Source organism: Actinomycetospora sp. NBRC 106375, assembly GCF_030269665.1.
In the GTDB taxonomy this organism is placed as follows: Bacteria; Actinomycetota; Actinomycetes; order Mycobacteriales; family Pseudonocardiaceae; genus Actinomycetospora.
In genome coordinates, this window is record NZ_BSTS01000020.1 from 54,673 (window position 1) to 76,029 (window position 21,357).

Consider the following 21,357-nt stretch of genomic DNA (forward strand, 5'->3'; position numbering starts at 1 on the left):
GATGATCCCTGCCTCTCGAGCTGGTTCACGGGGCGACGGGCAGCAGCAGCCGCGAGGTCGCGTGCACGGTGTTGGTGGCGGTGGAAGCGACCGGGGTGTGGGTGAAACCGAGCATCGGGCGGCTGCCCGGCACGGTGTCGTCGCTGGTCACGGTGAGCCGGATGCGGTGGCCGGCGGCGAAGCGGCGGGCGGCCGGCACGAGCGGGATGCGGTACTCGACCAGCTCGCCGATCGGGATCGGGACCGCGCGGCGCACGGGCAGGATCGGGCGCCCGGGGACGCTCTTCTGCTCGTCGACCTCGCGCAGCGCGGCCCGCAACCAGCCCTGGGTGATGGGGGTGGCGGTGCCGTCGACGGCGAGGTCCTCGAGCAGCACGATCCATCCGGTGTCCTCGGCGGTGCTCGTCGCGGTGAGGGCCAGCTCGCCGTGGCCGAGCACGTCGAGGTCCTCCGACAGCGGGGCCGTGGTCCAGGCCACGCGCCCGTACGCGCTGTCGTAGCTGCGTTCGCCGGCCGCGTCGGCGCCGGGGTCCGGAGCGAGTCGCCCGTCGGCCTGCAGGGCCAGCTCGATGAGGTCGGCCGTCGGCGGCCACTCCTCGGCGGTGCGCCACCCGTCGGCACCGGGCAGCACGTAGCGGATCCGCGGACCCTCCAGGATCCCGGTGTCGCGGCCCTTGAGCCACTGGTCGAACCACGCCAGGGCCTCGACGTGCATGCTCTCCCACGGCCATGGCAGGCCGTGGTCACCGAGCAGGGCCAGTCGCACGTTCGGCTTGTCGGCCAGTTGCTCCCAGGCGGCGAGCGTCCCCGGCAGGTGCATCGGCACGTTGGTCCACTCGGTGCCCAGGTAGACCGGGATGTCGATGGCGGCGAGGCGGCTGACGAGCTCGCGGTCGTCCCACCACGCGTCCCGGACCGGGTGCTCGTGGCCGCAGGCGCGGAGCAGGTCGTCCCAGGGGTGCTCGGCGTGGGGGAGGTGCTGGACCTTCTCGAGCCCGGCCAGGGCGGCCTCGCCGTTGAAGGTCGCGAACCGGCGGTGCACGCGCGGGAGCGCGAGGACGCGGCGGGCCAGGCTCACCAGCGGGCTGCGGAAGGCTCGGTTGCGGGGGGCCACCAGCGCCAGGGCGGACAACCACGAGTCCATGAACCCGGAGCTGTAGAGCCCGTTGTGGTTGGCGAACTCGAAGCCCGAGATCGTGGCGTGGAAGGGGAAGATCGCCGCGAGGTGCGGGGGGCGTTCGACCGCGGCCGCGAGCATCGCCATCGCGTAGTAGCTGATGCCGATCATGCCGACCTGCCCGTCGCACCAGGGCTGCTCGGCGACCCACTCGACGATGTCGTGGAGGTCGAGGCGTTCCTGGGAGTCGAAGAAGGTCCAGGTGCCCTCCGAGCCGCACATCCCGCGCAGGTTCACGATCACGTGCGCGTAGCCGCGGGGCACCCAGAAGTCGCTGATGCCGGCCTCGATGATCCCCGTCGGGGCACCCAGGTCCTGGATCTGACGCGGGTAGGGCGCCGCGGCGACGAGCGCGGGGACCTGACGGTCGGTGTCCGGGCGGTAGACGTCGGCGAGCAGTACCGTGCCGTCCCGTGTCGGGATCCGGACGTCGTTCTCGCGCCGCACACCGAACTCGGCAGCCGAGAGGTTGCGGTAGTCGCGCCCGGTGGTCTGGGGACCGTTGAGCGGGCGCTGTCCCGGCTCGACGCCGGCGACGTGGGTGGTGGACATGGCGACCTCGTTCACGAAGCTCGAAGGGTTGACGGGAGGGCTGGTCCCGGCGGCCGGGGCGATCAGAAGTCGGGCTCGTCGGCGGGCGCGGCCGAGAGGTCGAACAGTCGCTGGAGGTGCAGCCACCGGGTGAGGCGGATCATCGGGCGCACGAGGAGCTCGACGCTGCCCAGGACGAACAGCCAGGTGCCGGCCCACGTCGTCTGCGGGGTGAAGAACAGGACGCTGCCGACCAGGAACCAGACGGCGATCAAGATGTCGTTGACGATGCTGAGGAGCTCGTAGCGCTCGCGGATCGTCCGCTCCCGCGGGCTGATCGCGAGCAGCAGCGGGGTCCTCTGGTGCTTCTCGTGCCGGCGGGCCCGGCGAGCGCCGTCGTTCACGCGGCCCCGCTCTCGATCGGGACCTCGCGGCGGAGGAACTCCAGCTGGTCGTGCAGGACGACCTCGCGCTCGCCGTCGAGGTAGATCGCGAAGTGCCCGAAGGGGTACTCGTGGAGTCGCGTCCGGGTGCCGGCGGCGGCATACCGCCGCGTCCGGGCGGTGGGCGCGACCGAGTCTTCGCTGCACAGGCAGAGCAGCACCGGACACCGCACCTCGCGGAGTCGCCGACCCGGCCGGTACCGCGGGAGCTGGAAGGCGAACCGCGCGGCGACCTCGTTGCGGAACGTGGTCCCCGGGGTCAGCAGTGCGGCGTAGCCGGGGAGCGCGTCGGGCGCCGTCAGGAGCGCGGCGCTGCGGCGACGACCGACGAGGCCGACGGTGACCGGCGCCCGTCCCCGGGCCGCGCCGACGACGTCGCGGACAGCGCGGGCAGCGACCCGCATCGAGGCGACGGGGTCGTGGCGCAGTATCGAGGCGATGCCGTCGGTGAACGGGCACTGGGCGACGACGGCGGCGACGTTCCCGTCGCGGGCGGCGGCGGTGAGGGCGTGTCCGCCACCGAAGGAGCTGCCCCAGAGCACGACGCGCTCCGGATCGCACGAGGGGTGCGAGCGGGCATAAGCGATCGCCGACGACCAGTCGGTGAGCTCCTGCTCGATGTCGAGGAGTTGCCGCGGCTGGCCTCCGGAGTCGCCGAAGTGGCGGTAGTCGAAGACGACGCAGGCGTAGCCGTCGGCGCGGAAGTCCTCGGCGAAGGCGTCGAGGCTCATGTCGCGGGTGGCGCCGAGGCCGTGGCCGAGGACGACGACCGGCCGCCGCGCGTCGGGTCGGGCTGTCGCGGCCGGATCGGGGAGGTAGAGCCACGCCGCACAGGAGGCGTCGCCAGAGGGGAAGGAGACCTCGATACGCCGACAGCCCCCGGTCACGAGGTGCTCCCGGCGGCCACGGCGGAGTGCGACCCGCCGGCCCTGACGACCCGGGTCAGGACCGTGATCCCGTAGACCGTGCTGAACAGGCCGAACGTGACGCCGAGGGAGAGGGGATCGATGCTCGGGAGCAGCGCGAGAGCGAGGCCGAGGGCGACCGACACGAGTCCGCCCGCCACCCAGATCGCGCGGCGGCCCGGCGTCAACCCGTGCCGTGTGGCCAGGACGATCTCGCCGATGCCGGCGGCGAGCGCCCAGAACGCGACGACCCAGCTCAGCAGCACCGCCGTGGCACCGGGCCAGAGCAGGGCAGCGAGACCGGCCAGAGCGGAGAGGGCGGCCAGCGCGAGGTGGCCGAGTGTGGGTCCGATGCCCTCCACCTGGACGGCCGTCACCAGGTCGGACCCGGCCGCCACGAACGCGGAGACGACGAACAGGAGGACGACGACGCCGAGGGTGATGCTCGGCCAGCCGATGGCGAGCACCCCGAGCACCACGGCCAGGACCCCGCGCACGATCAGGACCCGTCTCAGGTTCCTCGGCATGTCCTTCTCCTCGCAGCTGGAGTCATCACCTCCGAAAGCTGCCGGCGGCGACTCCACCCGCTCTCCGGTCCGACTCCAGTCCGGCCCGGGTGCGGCGCCCGCGCCCACTCCGGGGCCTCACGATCCCTTCTCCGCGATTCGTTGTGACGGCTAACCTCCACTGATGCGGGTGCGGGACCTCGGCGCCATCGCCGTGGCCGTCGATGCCGACGAGCGCCCGGTCGCCGGGCTGCGAGCGACCGCGATGCTCGCGCTCCTGACGATCAACGTGAACCGTCGTGTCTCGGTCGACGCCTTGATGGACGCGGCCTGGGGTGAGCGCCTCACTCCTGGGGCCGCCTCGAGCCTGGACTCGCACATCTGGCGTCTGCGACAGCTCCTCGAGCCGGGTCGCAGCCCACGGCAGCCGCCGACGGTGCTGGTCAATGACGCCGGGGGCTACCGCCTCGTGGCCGGGGCCCACGGCGTGGACTCGCTGCTGTTCTCCGAGCTCGCCGGCGAGGTCCGGGACCTGATCGCCGCCGGGCACGCGGGCGCGGCCGTGGTTCGTGCCGACAAGGCGCTGGGATTGTGGCGTGGTCGCCCGTACGGCCCGCTCGCCGAGCGCCCGTGGGCGCAACCGGCCGTCGCCCGCCTCGACGAGCTGCACGGACAGGTGGAGGCCCGGCGGATCGAGGCGCTCGTCGAGGCCGGGGCACTCGACCAGGCACTCTCCGACGTGGAGCCGCTGATCGCCGCGATGCCGTTCCGCGAGCCGCTGCGGGCGCAGCAGATGCTGGCGCTCCATCGCAGCGGTCGTGGCGAACAGGCGCTGCAGAGCTACCGGGACGCTCATCGCCTGTTCATGCAGGAGGTCGGCACCGAGCCCGGCGCGGAGCTCCGGACCCTGCACCGCCGCATCCTCGACGACGACGCCGGGCTGGCCGCGCCGGCTCCGGCCCGCCGAACACCGGCCGCCGGGCGTAGGCCCGAGGTGCACCTGCCGGCCGCTCTGACGCCGCTGATCGGCCGCGAGGACGTGCTGCCCGCGCTCGCGCAGCTCGTGCGGGAACGCCGGCTGGTGACGGTCGCCGGAGCCGCCGGGTGCGGCAAGACGCGGCTGGCGATCGAGGTCGCCCGCCTCGCCGCCCCGACATTCGGTGACGGCGTGTGGTTCGTCGACCTCGCGTCGGTGTCGGACGACGACCTCGTCGTCGAGACCGTCGTCTCGACGGTGGGTTTCGCGGCCACGGCGGGGTCGACGCCGCTCGAGGACCTCGGGGACTACCTGCGCGCCCGCCGGGTCCTCCTCGTCCTCGACAACTGCGAGCACCTCCTGCCCGCGGTCGCCCGGATCGTGGACGCAGCGCTCGCCGACAGCGTCGACCCGAGCGCCCGGCCGGTGTGCGGGATCCTCGCCACCAGTCGCGAGCCGATCGACGTCGCCGGCGAGACCATCTGGACCCTCGATCCCCTCCGGCTGCCACCCGACGACGCCGGTACCGACCGCGCCGCGGCCCCCGCCGTCGCCCTGTTCCTGCAGCGGCTGGCCGCGGCGGCGCCGACGCTCGCGGTCGACGACCAGGTCCTCGACCGCGCCGTGGACATCTGTGCGGCCCTCGACGGGCTTCCCCTGCCGATCGAGCTCGCCGCCGCCCGCGTCCGCAGCCACACCCTCGACGACATCGCGGCGCAGGTCTCGGCCGACCCCGGTCGGCTGGGCCGGCTGGGGCGCGTCGGTGACGACCACCGCCGCACGGTGCAGTCCGCGATCGAGTGGAGCCACCGGATGCTGACGGTGCCCGAACAGGTCGCCCACCGGCGGATCGCGGTCCTGCCGGGGCCGTTCACCAGCTCGATGGCGGCCGCGGTGCTCGGCGAGGTGGTGGACGGGCCGGCGGGGGCGGACGACCTCCTCGCCCAGCTGGTGCACCGCTCGATGCTGAGCGCGCAGAGCGCGCGACGCAGCCACGGGTCGACGACGTTCCGCCAGCTCGCGACCGTCCGCGCGCACGCACACCGTGCGCTGGTCGACGCGGGCGAAGAAGCCGAGATCATCGACCGCCGCGACGCGTGGACCGCGGCGCTGGCCGCGGCGCGGCCCCGCCTGGGACATCCCGACGAGATCGAGTGGTTCCACGCGCTCGACGACGGCTACGCCACGGTCCGGGCCACCCTGTCCCGGCACCTCATCGACGAGCCCGACGTCCGGGGCGCCCACATCGCGGTTCGCCTCGGGACCTACTGGTACTACCGCGCACGGGTGCTCGAGGGCACCCGCTGGCTCCAGCTCGCCTACGACGTCGTCCACGGCGGCGCCCCCGACGGCCCCGAGGGCGGTCGGCCCGTCGACTCCGTGTCGGTCCGGCTGGCGCTCGGCGCGGCGCTGGCCCTGCGGGCACGGATCGACCTCGCTCGACCGCACGTCGAGCGCGCCCTCGACGACCTGCCCGCGGCGGCGCCGGAGGACCTCGTCGAGATCGGCGAGGGATTGGTCCGTCTCATCTCCTCGGCCTTCGTGCCGGCGGCCTGGATGCCGGCCGCGGTCGAGCTGATCGCGGTGGTGCACGAGCGGCTCCGCCAGGTCGTCGACGACACCGGCGATCCGGAGCTCGAGCTCGTTGCTGCCGCCGTCGGCTGTTCGGCGGCCTTCGCCGCCGGCCGCTGGCAGGAGGCGGTCCGCGACTCGGAACGCGTCCACGAGCGCGCGAGCGTCGCCGGGAACGTCATGGCGACCTGGGTGTCCGCGGCACCGCCCATGCTCGTGGCGATGCTGACGGCGGACCCGGACAAGGGCATCCCGTGGTTCCGACGACTGGTCCACGGCTACGCGCGGCTGGGCACCGGGGGCGTGGGGAGTCCTCTCGAGGTCCGCGCCAACTTCGCCGCCCAGGCCGGGGATTACCGACGGGCCGCGACGATCTACGCCGCGGCCCGCGCCGAGAACCGCCGCGCGGCGCTGACCTGGCCGCGATGGGAGCTCACCCACTCGCTCGAGGAGATCACCCGAGAGCGGCTCTCCCGCGCCGAGTACGAGCAGGCCTGGCAGGACGGCGAGCGCCTGTCGGTCGCGGAGGTGCTGGAGGCCGAGTAGCCACTGGAGTCGGACTGGAGTCAGACGCGCGACCGTGCCCCGGTGCCGGGCCGCTCGGCCCGGATGACCGACGGAGCCGAGGAGTCGCGCCGATGCGCACAGCCGATCTGGATCTCGCGACGTTGCGGTGCGAGCAGGACGGCCGCGTCCTGACCGTGCGCGTCGTGTCCCCGCCGTTCAACTACATGACCGCGGCGATGCAGGACGATCTCGTCCGGCTCGTCGCGGCTGTGGACGCTGACGACGGCGTCGGCGCCGTGATCCTCACGGGCGGCGTGCCCGGTCGCTACATCACCCACTTCGACATCGCCGACCTCCTGCACAGCGCCGAGACCCTCCCGCCGACGCTCCCACGGGCGCCGGTGTCCCTGGCGGTCCGGGTGATCAAGACGATCTCGGCGGTGGGTGGCGGGCCGGCGCGACGGCTGCTGGATCGGACGCCCCTGGCCTCGCTGGGGCTGCTGGCCCGCTTCCACGCCGCATGCGAGGCGATCCTGCGCTCGCCCGCGGTGTGGATCGCGGCGGTCGACGGGCCGTGCGGCGGCGGCGGGCTGGAGGTGTCGACGTTCTTCGACGTACGCCTGGCGTCGGCGGACGCCCACTTCATGCTCCCGGAGCTGACGATCGGGCTGACCACGACCTTCGGCGGCCAGCAGCTGGCGAAGGTGATCGGACCGGTGCGCGCCCTGGAGCTCATGCTCGAGGCACGGGCGATCACGGCGGCCGAGGCGTCCGAGGTGGGCCTGGTGAACTCCGTCGTGGACGGCGACGTGCTCGCGGCCGCCCAGGAGCTCGCCGCCCGGTACGCCCGACGACCCCGATCGGTCGTCGCTGCGCAGAAGGCCGTCTTCCACGACGACGTCCCGCTGTCGGAGAGCCTGACCCGGGAGGCCGTCGACCAGATGATCGGCCTCTCCACCCGGGTCACGCGCGCGGCGCTCCGCTGCTGGCTACGGCGCCAGGACCCGTCCGGTGACTCCACGTTCCTCACCGATCTCGAGCCGTGGCGTGACGGGACGGCGCTCGACATGAACGCCGGGGCGGGTCAGCGCCGCGACGAGGAGGCGGTCGGTTCGACGGCGGGGCGCACCTCGTAGTTGCCGGCGTCGAAGAAGCGGGTGCGTTTGCGGTAGTCGGTGGTGAAGCCGGGCCAGTTGCTGGTGTTCTTGCCGTTCGCGGACCGGTACCAGCTGGTGCAGCCGGACTCCCACACCGTGCCGGACAGCAGCCGCTGGATCTCCTCGTTGTACCGGGCCTGCACCTCGGGTCGGACGTTCGCCCAGCCGTGGCCGTGCACGCCGAGGTGCCGGATCGCGCTGAGCACGTAGTCCGTCTGGCTCTCGAGCATGTAGATGATCGAGTTGTGCCCGAGGTTCGTGTTCGGGCCGTAGAGGATGAACATGTTCGGGAAGCCGGTGACGGTCATCCCCAGGTAGGCCTCGGGCCCGTCGCGCCACGCGTCGCGGCGGAGGTTCACGCCGTCGAGGCCGGTGATCGCCATCGGGGCGAGGAGGTCGCTCGCCGCGAAGCCGGTGCCGAAGATGATCACATCGACCTTCCGCTCGCTGCCGTCGGCGCCGACCACGGCGTGCGGCCGGACCTCGGCCAGCCCCGTGGACAGCACCTCGACGTTCGGGCGCGTGATCGCGGGATACCAGTCGTTGGAGATCAGGACGCGCTTGCAGCCGAGCGGGTAGGTCGGGGTCAGGCGGCGCCGCAGCTGCGGGTCGGGAACGTGCTTGCGCAGGTGGCGTCGGAAGAGGCCTCTGATCAACCGCAGGCCGCGACCCTTGGTCATCGGGATGACCCGCGCCTCGTAGTACAGGTACTTGCGGGTACGACTGGTCGCCAGGGTCGCCGGGAAGTTCCGGTAGACGTACTTCTCCAGAGGTGAGTAGGGGCGATCGGGCTTCGGCAGCACGTAGGGCGCCGAGCGCTGGAACAGGGAGAGCCGGTCGACCTCGCCGACGATCTGCGGGACGAACTGGATCGCGCTGGCGCCGCTGCCGATGACGGCGATCCGCTTCCTCGTGAGGTCGACGTCGTGATCCCAGCGCGCGGAATGGAACGCCGTGCCCTCGAAGCTGTCCAGGCCGGGCACGCTCGGTTCGGCGGGCAGGCTCAGCTGCCCCGTGGCCGGCACGAGGAAGCGGCTCTCGACCTCGGTGCCGTCGGCCACGGTGACCCGCCACCGCCCGCGGTGCTCGTCGAAGGACGCGGCGGTGACCTCGCTGTCGTAGCGCACGTGGTCGAGCACCCCGTACTTGCGCGCGCACGTCTCGATGTAGCTGCGGATCTCGCCGGCCTGGCCGAAGGCGCGTGACCAGTCGTGGCTCGGTTCGAAGGAGTAGCTGTAGAGGTGCGACGGGACGTCGCAGGCGGCGCCGGGGTAGACGTTGTCGCGCCAGACGCCGCCCACCGCCGATGCCTTCTCCAGGACGACGAACGGGATGCCGGCCCGGCTGAGCTTGATGCCCAGACACACGCCGGCGAAGCCCGCGCCGATGATCGCCACCGTCGGTTCGACGACGGTGCTGTCGGTGTCGCTCACAACCGCTGTTCCTCTCGAGTAGCCGGGACGCGTCCCCCCTAGTGCTCGCTGACGTGGTCGAGCGCCTCGTCGACCGCCCGGCTGATCGGGCCGTGCCAGGTCGGCCCGTGGCCGGGGACCAGGGTGTCGGCGTCGACCGTGCGCAGGGTGCTCAGCGCACGGACGGCGCTGTCCTGGTCGTTCGAGAAGAAGCCGGGCAGCAGCCGGGGCGCGACGACGTCGGGGAGTGTCGGGTGCGCGGTGACCAGCGCGTCGCCGCTGATCAGGACGCCGGCGGACGGCAGGAGGTAGCTGGTGTGCCCGGAGGTGTGCCCGGGGGTGGCGACCGGGACCGGTCGACCGGGCAGGTCCAGGGCGCCGTCGTCGGGGCCGTCGTCGGGGCCGGCTTCCTGCGGGAAGGCCTGGGCGTCGGGCACGGTGACGTGGCGCAGGGCCCCGACACCGACGATCTGGGCCGCCCAGAGCGCGACACGCGGCCGGTAGAGGATCTTCGCGACGTCGAGGGGGCCGCCCGACTCGTCGACCGTGCCCACCGCGTTCGGAACCTCGGCGGAGTCCATGTACAGCGGCACCCCGTAGGTGTCGTGCAGGTGGTTGAGAGCCCCGGAGTGGTCGGCGTGCGCGTGGGTGAGCACGACGGCGCGGAGATCCTGCGGTTCCCGGCCCAGCGACCGGATCGATCGCTCGACCTGCTCGGTGTCGCCGCGCCAGCCGGCATCCACGAGGGTGAGCTCGCTGCCCTCCCGGATGAGCACCCAGTTCACGGCGGTACCGGTGAACACGAACACGTCGTCCGCCACCTGGTGGCCTCGGACCTCGGACATCGATCGCTTCCTTCCTGACGGGGGTGGTGGGGTCAGCGGCGTCGGGGAGCCCAGGTGATGCGGTCCATGTCGTTGCCCACGTGCACGGTCCCCCGGAAGTTGGCGCTGCACTGGGCGTGCCAGACCGGATCGGGGATCTGTCGGGGGTTGGACGGCACCAGGTGGGTCAGCACCAGTTGGCCGACCCCGGCCTGGGTGGCGACCTGGCCGACCTGGCTGGTCGTGGTGTGGGAATCCTGCAGGTGCGTCATCAGCGCGGGCGTGACGTGGCCGAACCGCTCGATGAGCTCCAGGTTGATGACCTCGTGGACCAGGACGTCGGCGCCCTGGGCGAGCCGGACGACGTTCTCGGAGTACTTGGTGTCGCCGCTGAACACCACCGAGCCCTTGGCCGTGTCGAAGCGGTAGGCGAAGGACGGGAACACCGCGCCGTGGGAGACGAGGATGGCGCTCACCCGCACCCGGTCGTCCTCGTAGATCGGGAACGGGGCCATCGACGGTGCGGTGTTCGCCGCGGTGGCGCCGACCGCAGGTACGACGATCTCGTGGATGTCCTGCAGGGACTCGATGTCGCGGGTGCCGATGCCCCGCATGAAGACGTTGTAGCTGTAGGCGTACCCCTCGTTGAGGCGGTCGGTCAGCTCCTTGATGCCCGGGGTCGGGTTCTGCGGCGCGATGGTCGCCACCGGCGGGGTCGGCATGGGGGGCAGGGCCCCGGCCGGCCCGGGGCCGTAGACCGTCAGCGGTCCGGAGAGGTTGTCGCCCTCGCCGTTCGGTTCGCCCCCCTCGCAGAGGAAGTAGTTGTAGTAGTCCGCGAGGTGGTCGGCGTGCAGGTGGGTGATGAACAAGGCCTGGAGCGACCTGAACTCCAGCCCGGCGTTGATGTACTGCGTGACGCTGGCGCGCCCGCAATCGACGACGTAGTTCTGCCCCTCGACGGTCAGCACGCTCGACGTACCGGTACGGACGTAGTCGGCCTGCGGGCCGCCGGAGGTCCCGAGCAGCGTGAGCGAGGTGTCGCGGGGCTGCGAGTTGCTGGTCGGGAGCACCGGGTTCAGCGGTGTGGAGAGCGGCCCGGCGGTCTGCTCGGCCGACGGAGCACAGCCAGCCGCGGCCGCCGCCACGAGCCCGGTGCCGGCGATCGCGGAGCCTAGCAGCGAGCGTCGTCCGATCGAGGGGCGCGACGGCTCGGCGGTGCTCGCGGTGTCGTCGGACGGGACGTCGGTGCCCGACGGTGCGCAACAGGCGACGGGCTCGCGCACGCCACGGCGGCGGAACATGGGGTCTCCTTCGTCTCGGTCCGGTGCCCGAGACGCTCACCCCACGGACTTCAACGGCACTTCAGTCCGGCTCCAGTCGTCGCGGCCAGCCAGGGCGCTCGACATCGACGCCGAGTCGGAGGCGGTCCTGACGGGTCGCGGTCTCGTGGAGACCGATCCTTCACTCAGGCGAGAAGTGCGGCGGTCAGGGTCTCGGTGAGCCAGTCCTCGTACTGGTCGATCGTGTACTGGAGGCGTTCGACGAGAAGGTGATACGTCTCGGGCGAGGCGACGGCCCAGAGGGTGTCGACGGCGGCGTCGCGGCCGAGTCCTGTCCGCAGCGCTTCGTCGGGAACGTCCTCGAGCAGCGCGGCGAGCGTGCCTCGACGCAGCCGGTGCAGCTCGGCCCAGTCCGCGGCGATCTCGGGCTCGGTGGCTGCGGCGTCGCGGTAGAGGCGCCACCAGGGCGCGGCCCGTTCGGCCAGGAGCCGGTAGACGTGCACGATGGCGCGGAGCCGGGCGCGGGAGTCGTCGGAATCTCGGTGCGCCTCGGCGGCGTGTGAGCGCAGCTGCTGACGGTAGCCCTCGGTGGCCGAGGCGCTCGGGACGCTCTCCTCCGTCGCGTCCGGCGGGGCCAGGGCCTGCTCGAGCACCGCGCGGAGCAGTGCGGGCTTCCCGCCGACGGCGAGGTAGAGGGTCTGTATCGACACGCCACCGCGCCGGGCGAGGGCGGTGATGGTGGTTCCGGTGTATCCGCCCTCGCGGAACTCATGCGCCGCGGCATCGACCAGGCGCTGCCGCGTCGCCGCTCGGCTCGCCTCACCGACCCGCTTCTGTCGTGACGTCACCCGTTCAGCCCTTCTCGCCGACTACACTCTGAGGTTTAGAGTGACATTCTAAACCAAGAGGTTCGAGGAGGAGATCATGGCTCACCTGGTTCGGCATCGACTCGCACGGCGGACGCGTCCCCTGGTCACCATCACTGACCCGCCCCGCGAGGGCGTCATCGTCGAGCGCGACGTCGCCGTGACGATGCGCGACGGCGTCACGCTGCGGGTCGACGTGTTCCGGCCGGCCACCGACGAGCCGGTGGCGGTGCTGCTGTGCGCGCACCCCTACGGCAAGGACAACACCCCACCGAAGCGCCGCCACGGCTACGGCATCCCCCGCCAGTACCGCGTCCTCACCCAGAGCCGGGCGTTCTCGCATTCGGCGTGGACCAGCTGGGAGGCGCCCGACCCCGCCCACTGGGCGTCCCGCGGATACGCGGTGATCAACGCTGACCTGCGCGGATGGGGACATTCCGAGGGCGAGGGCGAGCTGTTCTCCGAACAGGAAGGTCGCGACGGGCACGACCTCGTCGAGTGGGCCGCCGCGCAGCCGTGGAGCACCGGGCGGGTCGGGATGACCGGCGTGTCCTACGTGGCGATCTCGCAATGGGCGGTCGCCGCCGAGCGGCCCCCGCACCTCGTGGCGATCTGCCCGTGGGAGGGGTTCACCGACGCCTACCGCGACCTCGCGAGGCCCGGGGGAGTCCGCGAGGACGGCTTCGTGATCATGTGGACCACGATGCTCCGCCTGGCCAGCGGCAAGCCGGTGACGTTCCGCTACGAGCAGACGCACCGGGAGCTGCGCGATTCCTGGTGGGAAGCCCGCGCCCGCGACATCGAGAAGATCGACGTCCCGGCCCTGGGTGCGGCAGCTTCTCCGACCACGACCTGCACTCCCGCGGATCGTTCGAGGGCTTCCGGCGCATCTCGTCGGAACACAAGTGGCTCTACACCCACCGCGGACCCAAGTGGGCCACCTACTACTCGCCCGAGGCGCTGGCGGTGCAGGCCCAGTTCTTCGACCACTTCCTGCGGGGCGAGGACACCGGCATCACCGAGCGGCCGCGGGTGCGCGTGGAGGTCCGCGAGGACGCCGACACCGTCAGCTCCGTGCACCAGGTCGCCGACTGGCCACCGCCCGGCACGACCTGGCGCGAGCTGCACCTCGACACCACTCACCGCGCGCTGTCCGAGATCGGCCCCGGCGAACCCACTGAGATGTCGTGGCGTACCCGCGGCGCCGGGCTCTCGTTCCGCTGGCACATCGACACCGACATCGAGCTCGTGGGCCCGATGAGCGCCAAGCTCTGGGTGTCACTGCCCAAAGGTGGTGACGTTTCCCTGTTCGTCGGCGTGACCAAGGAACGCGACGGCCGCGACGTCGGGTTCGAGGGCTCCTACGGGTTCCGCGGCGACACCGTCACCCACGGCATGCTCCGTGCCTCGCACCGCCGCCTCGACCCGACCCTGTCCGAGCCCGGACGCCCGGTGCACGCCCACACCGAGCAAGAGCCCCTCGAGCGGGGCCAGATCGTGCCCGTCGAGATCGCGCTGCTGCCCTCGGCGACGCTCTTCCGCGCCGGTGAGGTGTTGCGCTTCGACCTGCGGGGGCACTGGCTCCAGGCTCGCAACCCGCTGACCGGCCAGTTCCCCGCCGGCTACCAGCCCAGCTCCCGCGGCCGCTGCGTCCTGCACACCGGCGGCGAGCACGACAGCACCCTGAGCGTGCCGATCGCCCCGTGGTCGTGACGAGGGGCTGAGCCCGAGCCGGACCGAGCTCGGGGTCAGCACCGCCGACTGCGCCGCGGCGCCCGACTCCGACGTCCGACCCGGCAAGGGAGGACCCCATGTCCAACGCCCCGATCGGCCCGCGCCTGATCCTGCACGGCTTCCGGGAAGCCGATCCGGCGGGCTCGACCACCTCGTCCTGATCGGCCCATCACACGATGTCCCTCTCGAGATCGCTCGCGAACAGGAGCGACGCATTCTCGCGGCGGCCCGGCAGGCCTCGAGAGCGCTCGTGGCACGCCGCTGGGCCCGCCGCGTGCCGACCGGCGCCGAAAGGAGCCTCCAATGAACGTCCGATCACCCGAATCGACCCTGCGAGACACGCACGCGACTGGGGCCGTTGCCGTCCCTTCCCATCCCGGCCCCCTGGTCGTCACCTTCGGGGACCGAGAGCTGGTGATCCGCCGGCGCTACGAGACCCTGAGCATCGTCAACGACATTCTGATCGCGATGTGGTTCATCGTCGGTAGCGTGCTGTTCCTCTCGACCGAGACCGCCGGGCTGGGTACCTGGTTGTTCATCGCGGGCAGCGTCGAGCTGCTCATCCGCCCGGCGATCCGCCTCACCCGAAACCTGCACCTGCAGCGCCTGCCGGGCCATCTCGGTCCGCCGCCCGAGGCCACCCAGGACTTCTGATGCCCCGCCAGCTCCACCACCCGCGAACCCGAACCGGGTCGGGGAGGAAGTCGGGCGTCGACTCGATGGCACCCGCGGCTGCGTCATGTCTGCGATGGCCGAACCCTCTCTGCGGAGACAACCGTCGGTGGCTGATGGTGGCGCTCGTCGTGCTGACCATGACGGCGGGTGCCGCCGACGTCATCAGTTTCCTGTCCTTGGGACAGGTGTTCACCGCTCTGCAGACCGGGAACCTGATATTCCTTGCCCTGGCTCTGGGCGGCTCGGGCGCGACCCCGGCCTGGTCGCCGGCGTTTGTCACTGGCCGCCTTCGTCGGCGGTGCGATCCTCGGTGCCGGAGACTGTCACGGGGCGCCGAACCGCCCCACGCATCAGGTGTCGACAGCCCGACGGGGCGCCGGCACTCGATCACCATCGGCTTCCTCTTCCTCGGCGGTCTGCTCGGCGCCTTCATGACGTCATGGGGGACGGGTCCTGCCCTGCTGACACTCGCCGTGGCCGTGCTGGGCAGCGCAATCGTGCTCCGCTTGAGTCTGGCGCGGGGTAGCGGAGGTCCTGGTCAACGCGGTCGTCCATCCTTGCGATGCGGGGGTTGAGGGTTCGATTCGTTCGTCTCCACCGCATCGACCTGCGAGTCGGACGGTCTCTCGCTCTCTCCACGATGATGCTCGTGCGCGTCCTCGCCCCGGATCGTTCGCTGCCACCCCGTCACCGGGACCGACGATCAACGAGCTGCGTGAGCACGCGACCACGCATATCGCTGTATCCGTTCCTCGGATTGATCGCCATGCTGACGGCAGAAGCCCGGGCCGGGGACGCGCGCCGGGGCCGGTGACCTTTCGGAGAGACGACATGGTCGAGCTGACGGCTGACGAGCCGCCCCAGGCCTCCCGCACCGGGTCGCGCGCGCCGTCGCCGACCGCGGCGCGCCGCGACGAGTCGCCACCGGCCGGCCGGTCCGCGATGGCACGGTTCGCCGACCGGGTGCCGGACCTCCTCGCCGGCTACCTCGCGTTCGTCGCGACCTTCTGCGCCGTCACGGCGATCGTTCCGCCGCTGCGCGCCCCCCTGGAGTGGCTGCGGATCGCCATCGAGGTCGTGTCGGTCGAGGCGCCGCCGAGCCTGGCCATCGCGACCTTCCTGGGCATCCTCGCGTCCGCCGTGCGTCGACGGATGCGTGTGGCGTGGTGGTTCGTCGTGGTCTACCTCGTACTGGGACGCGTGCTGGGCGGTGTCGAGTTCACGATCGACACCGACGCGGAGGACCCGGTCACCCTCCAGATCGGGGCCACGGGGACGTGGCTGCGGCTGGCGTTCGGCGTCGCGGCACTCGCGATCCTGCTCGTCGCCCGCCGGCGGTTCACCGCGCGGACGCAGCACCACAGCGGGTGGCGCGCGCTGGGGACCTACCTCGCGCTCGTCCTCGCCGGCACCCTGCTCGGCTGGGGCCTGCTGCAGCTGTTCCCGGGCACCCTGAGCAACCCCGCGGACCGTTTCGGGTGGGCCATCACCTACGTGCTCGGCGGTCTCGGCGACCCCGGAGCGGTGGGCGTCGACGGCGCCGGACCGCGCGCGGTGACGTTCCTGTGCGGCCTGTTCGGCGCCCTCGCCGTCCTGGCCGCCGCCTACGTGCTGTTCCGGCCCCGGCCCGACCGCCGCCGGCTCGACCCCGCCGACGAGCAGCGCCTGCGGGTGCTGCTCGACCAGTACGGCGACGACGACTCACTGGGCTACTTCGCCACCCGCCGCGACAAGGCCGCCGTGTTCTCGAGGACGGGCAAGTCCGCGGTGACCTTCCGCGTCGTCTCCGGCGTCAGCCTCGCCAGTGGGGACCCGATCGGCGATCCGGAGGCGTGGCCGGGCGCGATCGAGGCCTGGCTCGACGAGGCGCGCAGGTACGGCTGGCTGCCGGCGGCGATGGGCGCGAGCGAGCGCGGCGCCCGCGCCTACGCGGGCGCAGGGTTGAGCGTCGTCGAGCTGGGCGACGAGGCGGTCCTCGACGTCCGAGAGTTCTCGATGGAGGGCCGGTCGATGCGGGTGGTCCGCCAGGCCGTGAGCCGGGTGGAGCGGACGGGCCACACCGCCCGCGTCCGGCGGCACGCCGACCTCTCCCCGGAGGAGATGAAGGAGGTCGTCGAGCGCGCCGACGCCTGGCGCGACACCGACGCCGAGCGCGGCTTCTCGATGGCGCTCTCCCGCCTGGGCGACCCGGCCGACGGGCAGTGCGTGCTGGTCGAGTGCTTCGACGGCGCCGGGGAACTGCGCGCACTGTTGTCGTTCGTGCCGTGGGGCCGCCACGGCCTGTCCCTGGACCTCATGCGCCGCGACCGCACCGCCGAGAACGGCCTGACCGAGTTCATGGTCGCCTCGCTCGTCGAGCAGGCGCGCACCCTCGGGGTGGACCGCCTCTCGCTCAACTTCGCGATGTTCCGCGCCGCGTTCGAGCAGGGCGAGCGGATCGGGGCCGGCCCGGTGGTCCGGTTGTGGCGGCGGCTGCTCGTGCTGGGGTCGCGCTGGTGGCAGCTCGAGTCGCTCTACCGCGCGAACGCCAAGTACCAGCCGATCTGGACGCCGCGCTACCTGTGCTACCGCGCCGCCCGCGACCTCCCGCGGCTCGGTCTGGCCGCCGCGACCGCGGAGGGGTTCCTCACCACCCCGAGCCTGCGGACCCTGCAGCGCCGCGGCCTCGCCGCCGAGGGTGGCCCGGCCGTCGTCCTTCCCCCGCCGTCCCCGGTCGAGGCGGAGGATCCCGTCGCGGCGCAGCTCGCGGCCCGCCTCGCCCGGCTGCCCGAGCAGGTCCGCGTGCGGCACGCGAAGTACGAGCAGATGCTGGCCGACGGCGTCGACCCCTACCCCGTCGGCCACCCGCGCACCGCGAGCCTCGCGGAGATCCGGGCCCGATCCGGGCGGCTCAAGGCGGACGCGTCGACCGGCGAGCGGGTGGCGGTGACCGGCCGGGTCGTGCGCGTCCGCGACTTCGGCGGGCTGGTCTTCGCCGTGCTGCAGGAGGGCGACACGCAGCTGCAGGTGATGCTCACGGCCGCCCGGCTCGGCCGCGACGGCGTGCGCGACTGGGCTCGGCAGGTCGACCTCGGCGATCACGTCGGCGTCTCCGGGGAGGTCGGGGCGTCCCGCCGCGGGGAGCTGTCCGTGCTGGCCACCGCGTGGTCGATCACCGCGAAGTGCCTGCGCCCCCTGCCCGACAAGCGCCGCGGTCTGGCCGACCCGGAGGCCCGGGTCCGGCAGCGCTACCTCGACCTGGTGGTCAACGGTGCGGCCCGCCGCATGCTGCGGCAGCGGTCGGACGCCGTGCACGCGGTCCGCGAATGCCTCACCGGCCGGGGCTACCTCGAGGTCGAGACCCCGATGCTGCAGCCGGTGCACGGCGGCGCCAACGCCCGCCCGTTCACCACCCACATCAACGCCTACGACATGCGCCTCTACCTGCGCATCGCCCCCGAGCTGTACCTCAAGCGACTCATGGTCGGGGGCGCGGAGAAGGTGTTCGAGCTCAACCGCAACTTCCGCAACGAGGGCGCGGACGCCACCCACAATCCCGAGTTCACGATGCTCGAGGCGTACGAGGCCTACGGCGACTACGACACCATGCAGACGATGGTGCAGGACATGATCCAGCAGGCGGCCGGCGCCGCACTGGGCGGCACCGTCGTCGTCCACCGGGGCCGCGAGTACGACCTCGGCGGGACCTGGCGCGCGACCACCGTCAACGACGCCATCTCGCACGCACTGGGCGAGGAGGTCACCGCCGACACGACCATCGAGGAGCTGCGCAGGCACTGCGACCGCATCGACGTCCCCTACGACCCGAACTGGGGCCGCGGTGCCGTCGTCCTGGAGCTCTACGAGCACCTCGTCGAGGACCACACCCTCGAACCGACCTTCTACCGCGACTTCCCGACCGACGTGTCCCCCCTGACCCGCCAGCACCGCGCCGACCCGCGGCTGGCCGAGCGCTGGGACCTGGTCTGCTTCGGCGCCGAGATCGGGACCGCCTACTCCGAGCTGGTCGACCCGGTCGAGCAGCGCAAGCGGCTCACCGAGCAGTCGCTCCTGGCGGCCGGTGGGGACGCCGAGGCGATGGAGCTCGACGAGGACTTCCTGCTCGCCCTCGAGTACGCCATGCCGCCGTCCGGCGGGCTGGGGATGGGCGTCGACCGCATGGTCATGATGCTGACCGGCAGCACGATCCGCGAGAGCCTGCTGTTCCCGATCGTCCGGCCCGGGCACTGAGTCAGCCGAGGACGTCGCCCTGCGCGCGGTCGATGAACGGAACGCCCGGCGCGCCCACCGCCCCTGCTGGCGAGCTCGATCCCCTGCTGAGCTGGGCACACGTTCCCCGGGGATGGGGGGTTGCGGGAACCGACCGTCCGGCCTCCTACCGTGATCGGTGGGACGCCGGGGACCTCCGGCTCGAGATCGATCTCGGCAAGGGGCGTCGGGTGCTCAAGGGTTTCAAGGATTTCCTGCTGCGCGGCAACGTGGTCGATCTGGCGGTCGCCGTCGTCATCGGCGCAGCCTTCACCGCGGTCGTCACCGCCTTCACCAACTCGTTCCTCAAGCCGCTCATCCAGCTGGTCTCGCCCGGGAGCGGTCAGTTCGCGGGTACGGCGACGGTCGACGGCGTGGTGTTCGACTACGCCGACTTCATCAACCAGACGATCACGTTCGTGCTCACCGCGGCGGTGGTCTACTTCATGATCGTCGCTCCGATGAAGGCCATCCAGGCCCGCCGGCTGAGGGGCGAGGAGTCAGGCCCGGTCGAGTCGACCGACATCGAGCTGCTCGCCGAGATCCGGGATCTGCTCGCCCAGCAGGCCGCGGACAGGGATGGCGCCACCTCGCGCGAGGGCGACGCGGCCTCCGGTCCGCCCGACCCGGTGGCGGTGGCTCTCGACGGCGCGATCGCCGGTGGGACGGCGGGGCGTGACGACCGGGTCGGCGGATCACGTCGCCATGGCCGCGCCGAGCCGGCACCCGCCACTGCGGCACGGGCCGGCGCTCCGGGCGCCGCTCACGGAGCGGCCCCCGCGGCGCGACCCCCACACCCCTCGGCCGCGTCGCCGACGACACCCCTTCCCGCGGCCACGCCCGAACCGGTCTCGGCCGGACCCGCTCGAGGCGCCCACCGGTCCTGACTGATCTCGCGCCCGACCGGTCGAGCACCGGACGCAGGATGCGGAGCATCACGGAGCGTGGTGGTGCTGTGGCGTGGCCACTGGGCGGGGACGTCACCCGCCGCCGCGCGTCAGGAACTCCACGACGCGCGCCTGGGCCGCCGCCGCGTCGGGGTGGGTGTAGAGCGCGAGGTGGGTGCCGCTGTCGAGGGTCAGCAGTTCGGCGCCGGGGATGGTGTCGGCGGCGAAGGTGCTCTGGGCCGGCGGCAGGTCGCTGTCGGCGGTGCCCTGCACGACCAGCGTCGGCGCGGTGATCTTCTCGAGCTCGAGCGACGTGATCGCGGCGAACCGGTCGAGGTCGTTGTGGAAGCCGGCGCGGCGGTGGGCGTCGGGGACGGCGGTGGGACCGAGGGCCAGGGCGAGGTCGCGCTTGGCCGGGTCGGCGAGGACCTCCTCGACGCGCCGGGAGAGCTGCTCGTCGGTGAGGTCGCCCTCGGAGGCGAGCTCCGAGCGGATGTACTGCTCGGGCTGGTGGGCGGCGAGCAGGCGCAGCAGCCACCGACCCGGGGCGGTGGTGAACATCAGCCGGGTCGCGAGATCCTGGTGCGGCGCCTCGTAGGCCTGGCACACCGCGGCGTTGGCGACGAGGGCCGTGACCCGCTCCGGATGACGGACCGCGAGGCGGTAGCCGCTGGGACCGCCGCCGGACCAGGTGTAGACGCCGGCCCGGTCGATCGCCAGGTGGTCGAGGAGCGCCGCCACCAGATCGGCCTGCTCGTCGATGGTGGACCGGCCCGCGAGGGGGGTGCCGAGGTACCCGGGCCGGGAGAGCAGGATCGCCGAGACGCGGTCGCGGGGCAGGATCCGCGCCATGAGGGCGGCGGCGTCGATCCCGCCGGGGCTGCCGTGCACGACGACCACCGGCGACCCGGTGCCGACGACGGCGTACTCGACCGGCCCCAGGGCCGTCTCGGCGATCTCGCTGACGTACTCGGGCTCGTCGGTGCGGGTGGCGTGATCCATCAGCGGCTCCTCGGCTGAGCTGGTCGACGTCACCGAATCCTGCTGGCCCGGAGGACGACGGACATCCCCCACGGCGCTGATCCTCGGCCCCCGTGGGCTCACCCCGCCCGGTGCGGCGCTGCCGAGCCCGAACTCGCACACGACCTCGTCGGCCGGTGGCCCGCCCGGAGCGGGAGGGCGGTCCGCCCGGTCGGAGTGACGGGCCCGCCCGCTCGTCAGGCGAGGCGCTGGCGCAGTCCGGCGATGCCGCCGGCGTAGACGTCGTCGGCGAAGGTGCGGTTGAGCTCCTCCTCGCGGTCCGCGTCCGTGTCGTACTCGGCCCACCACTCGACGAAGGACTCGCCCGTGTCGGTGACCGGGCTGACGCGGATCGTCGAGACGTAGCGGCGGACGTCGAACGGGTTCGCCCCGGTGAAGGTGTAGGTCAGGGAGCGGCCGGGGTCGTCGAGGGCGATCAGACGCTCGTCGAAGGGGTCGCCACCGTCGGCGAGGGTCAGTCGGCGGACGGCGCCGGCCTGCCCGTCGACGCCCTCGACCAGCTCGCTGTGTCCGATGGCGGGCAGGAAGGCGGGCAGATCGTTGAAGGCACGGACCTGGGCCCAGACCTTGTCGACGGGCGCGGCGACGACTCCACTGGCGTACGGGCGCGGCATGA

At 72.5% G+C, this 21,357-nt stretch carries 16 protein-coding genes and 2 pseudogenes; 8 read left to right on the forward strand and 10 right to left on the reverse strand.

Features of this window, described 5'->3' with window-relative positions; genetic code table 11:
- Nucleotides 1–25 precede the first annotated feature (25 nt).
- The 4 genes from QSK03_RS26675 to QSK03_RS26690 form a co-directional block, all read right to left on the reverse strand.
- Nucleotides 26–1,729 carry a CocE/NonD family hydrolase gene (locus QSK03_RS26675; RefSeq protein WP_285658399.1) on the reverse strand — a complete coding sequence of 568 codons (1,704 nt, stop codon included), beginning with the start codon at nucleotides 1,727–1,729 and terminating at the stop codon, nucleotides 26–28.
- Between the two features lie 62 nt (nucleotides 1,730–1,791).
- On the reverse strand, nucleotides 1,792–2,112 hold the full coding sequence (locus QSK03_RS26680) for a YrhK family protein (protein WP_502872225.1): 321 nt from the start codon (nucleotides 2,110–2,112) through the stop codon (nucleotides 1,792–1,794).
- Nucleotides 2,109–3,038: an alpha/beta hydrolase gene (locus QSK03_RS26685; RefSeq protein ID WP_285658400.1), complete on the reverse strand. Its 930-nt coding sequence runs from the start codon at nucleotides 3,036–3,038 to the stop codon at nucleotides 2,109–2,111. Before QSK03_RS26685 ends, QSK03_RS26680 begins: the two co-directional genes overlap by 4 nt.
- A complete protein-coding gene (locus QSK03_RS26690) occupies nucleotides 3,035–3,583 on the reverse strand; it encodes an HdeD family acid-resistance protein (protein ID WP_285658401.1) in 549 nt (182 codons plus the stop codon). The genes QSK03_RS26685 and QSK03_RS26690 overlap by 4 nt, the downstream gene beginning before the upstream one ends.
- A 163-nt stretch (nucleotides 3,584–3,746) precedes the next feature.
- Here QSK03_RS26690 and QSK03_RS26695 point away from each other — a divergent pair, with 163 nt between their 5' ends.
- Nucleotides 3,747–6,656, forward strand: a complete 2,910-nt coding sequence (locus QSK03_RS26695; protein ID WP_285658403.1) for an AfsR/SARP family transcriptional regulator — start codon at nucleotides 3,747–3,749, stop codon at nucleotides 6,654–6,656.
- A 92-nt stretch (nucleotides 6,657–6,748) separates the two neighbouring features.
- Nucleotides 6,749–7,753 (forward strand): enoyl-CoA hydratase/isomerase family protein, encoded by a 1,005-nt coding sequence (locus QSK03_RS26700; RefSeq protein WP_285658405.1) that lies wholly within the window; start codon nucleotides 6,749–6,751, stop codon nucleotides 7,751–7,753.
- Here QSK03_RS26700 and QSK03_RS26705 read toward each other — a convergent pair.
- The 4 genes from QSK03_RS26705 to QSK03_RS26720 all read right to left on the reverse strand — a co-directional run bounded on the left by QSK03_RS26705 (nucleotide 7,702) and on the right by QSK03_RS26720 (nucleotide 12,138).
- Nucleotides 7,702–9,207 carry a flavin-containing monooxygenase gene (locus QSK03_RS26705; RefSeq protein WP_285658407.1) on the reverse strand — a complete coding sequence of 502 codons (1,506 nt, stop codon included), beginning with the start codon at nucleotides 9,205–9,207 and terminating at the stop codon, nucleotides 7,702–7,704. The genes QSK03_RS26700 and QSK03_RS26705 overlap by 52 nt on opposite strands.
- Nucleotides 9,208–9,245: 38 nt before the next feature.
- Entirely contained in the window at nucleotides 9,246–10,031 is a 786-nt protein-coding gene (locus QSK03_RS26710) for an MBL fold metallo-hydrolase (protein ID WP_285658409.1), read from the reverse strand.
- 32 nt (nucleotides 10,032–10,063) lie between these two features.
- Nucleotides 10,064–11,311: an MBL fold metallo-hydrolase gene (locus QSK03_RS26715; RefSeq protein ID WP_285658411.1), complete on the reverse strand. Its 1,248-nt coding sequence runs from the start codon at nucleotides 11,309–11,311 to the stop codon at nucleotides 10,064–10,066.
- Nucleotides 11,312–11,475: 164 nt separating this feature from the next.
- Nucleotides 11,476–12,138 carry a TetR/AcrR family transcriptional regulator gene (locus tag QSK03_RS26720; protein WP_285658415.1) on the reverse strand — a complete coding sequence of 221 codons (663 nt, stop codon included), beginning with the start codon at nucleotides 12,136–12,138 and terminating at the stop codon, nucleotides 11,476–11,478.
- Nucleotides 12,139–12,322: 184 nt separating this feature from the next.
- Between QSK03_RS26720 and QSK03_RS26725 the strand changes: the two are divergent.
- From QSK03_RS26725 to mscL, 6 genes and pseudogenes are all read left to right on the forward strand, one after another.
- Nucleotides 12,323–12,853 (forward strand): annotated as a pseudogene (locus QSK03_RS26725) (CocE/NonD family hydrolase); the annotation flags it as partial.
- Nucleotides 12,854–12,933: 80 nt separating this feature from the next.
- A complete protein-coding gene (locus QSK03_RS26730) occupies nucleotides 12,934–13,869 on the forward strand; it encodes a CocE/NonD family hydrolase (protein ID WP_285658416.1) in 936 nt (311 codons plus the stop codon).
- A 324-nt stretch (nucleotides 13,870–14,193) separates the two neighbouring features.
- Nucleotides 14,194–14,544, forward strand: coding sequence for a YrhK family protein (locus QSK03_RS26735; protein WP_352232050.1), 351 nt, complete (start codon nucleotides 14,194–14,196; stop codon nucleotides 14,542–14,544).
- A gap of 134 nt (nucleotides 14,545–14,678) precedes the next feature.
- Nucleotides 14,679–15,140, forward strand: coding sequence for a DUF1275 family protein (locus QSK03_RS33240; RefSeq protein WP_352232051.1), 462 nt, complete (start codon nucleotides 14,679–14,681; stop codon nucleotides 15,138–15,140).
- 256 nt (nucleotides 15,141–15,396) lie between these two features.
- Nucleotides 15,397–18,795 carry a bifunctional lysylphosphatidylglycerol synthetase/lysine--tRNA ligase LysX gene (gene lysX, locus QSK03_RS26740; protein WP_285658419.1) on the forward strand — a complete coding sequence of 1,133 codons (3,399 nt, stop codon included), beginning with the start codon at nucleotides 15,397–15,399 and terminating at the stop codon, nucleotides 18,793–18,795.
- A 209-nt stretch (nucleotides 18,796–19,004) separates the two neighbouring features.
- Nucleotides 19,005–19,379 (forward strand): annotated as a pseudogene (gene mscL / locus QSK03_RS26745) (large conductance mechanosensitive channel protein MscL); the annotation flags it as partial.
- 414 nt (nucleotides 19,380–19,793) lie between these two features.
- On the opposite strand, the gene QSK03_RS26750 reads toward mscL, so the two are convergent.
- Nucleotides 19,794–20,702, reverse strand: coding sequence for an alpha/beta fold hydrolase (locus tag QSK03_RS26750; protein ID WP_285658421.1), 909 nt, complete (start codon nucleotides 20,700–20,702; stop codon nucleotides 19,794–19,796).
- A 215-nt stretch (nucleotides 20,703–20,917) separates the two neighbouring features.
- Nucleotides 20,918–21,355 carry an SRPBCC family protein gene (locus tag QSK03_RS26755; RefSeq protein WP_285658423.1) on the reverse strand — a complete coding sequence of 146 codons (438 nt, stop codon included), beginning with the start codon at nucleotides 21,353–21,355 and terminating at the stop codon, nucleotides 20,918–20,920.
- Nucleotides 21,356–21,357 lie beyond the last annotated feature (2 nt).

Coding starts and splice junctions, on each gene's coding strand:
- QSK03_RS26715 (WP_285658411.1), bottom strand. CDS start 11,311: ATGTTCCGCCGCCGTGGCGTGCGCGAGCCCGTCGCCTGTTGCGCACCG.
- QSK03_RS26710 (WP_285658409.1), bottom strand. CDS start 10,031: ATGTCCGAGGTCCGAGGCCACCAGGTGGCGGACGACGTGTTCGTGTTC.
- QSK03_RS26700 (WP_285658405.1), top strand. CDS start 6,749: ATGCGCACAGCCGATCTGGATCTCGCGACGTTGCGGTGCGAGCAGGAC.
- QSK03_RS26735 (WP_352232050.1), top strand. CDS start 14,194: ATGAACGTCCGATCACCCGAATCGACCCTGCGAGACACGCACGCGACT.
- QSK03_RS26755 (WP_285658423.1), bottom strand. CDS start 21,355: ATGCCGCGCCCGTACGCCAGTGGAGTCGTCGCCGCGCCCGTCGACAAG.
- QSK03_RS33240 (WP_352232051.1), top strand. CDS start 14,679: ATGGTGGCGCTCGTCGTGCTGACCATGACGGCGGGTGCCGCCGACGTC.
- lysX (WP_285658419.1), top strand. CDS start 15,397: ATGGTCGAGCTGACGGCTGACGAGCCGCCCCAGGCCTCCCGCACCGGG.
- QSK03_RS26695 (WP_285658403.1), top strand. CDS start 3,747: ATGCGGGTGCGGGACCTCGGCGCCATCGCCGTGGCCGTCGATGCCGAC.
- QSK03_RS26690 (WP_285658401.1), bottom strand. CDS start 3,583: ATGCCGAGGAACCTGAGACGGGTCCTGATCGTGCGCGGGGTCCTGGCC.
- QSK03_RS26750 (WP_285658421.1), bottom strand. CDS start 20,702: ATGGATCACGCCACCCGCACCGACGAGCCCGAGTACGTCAGCGAGATC.
- QSK03_RS26675 (WP_285658399.1), bottom strand. CDS start 1,729: ATGTCCACCACCCACGTCGCCGGCGTCGAGCCGGGACAGCGCCCGCTC.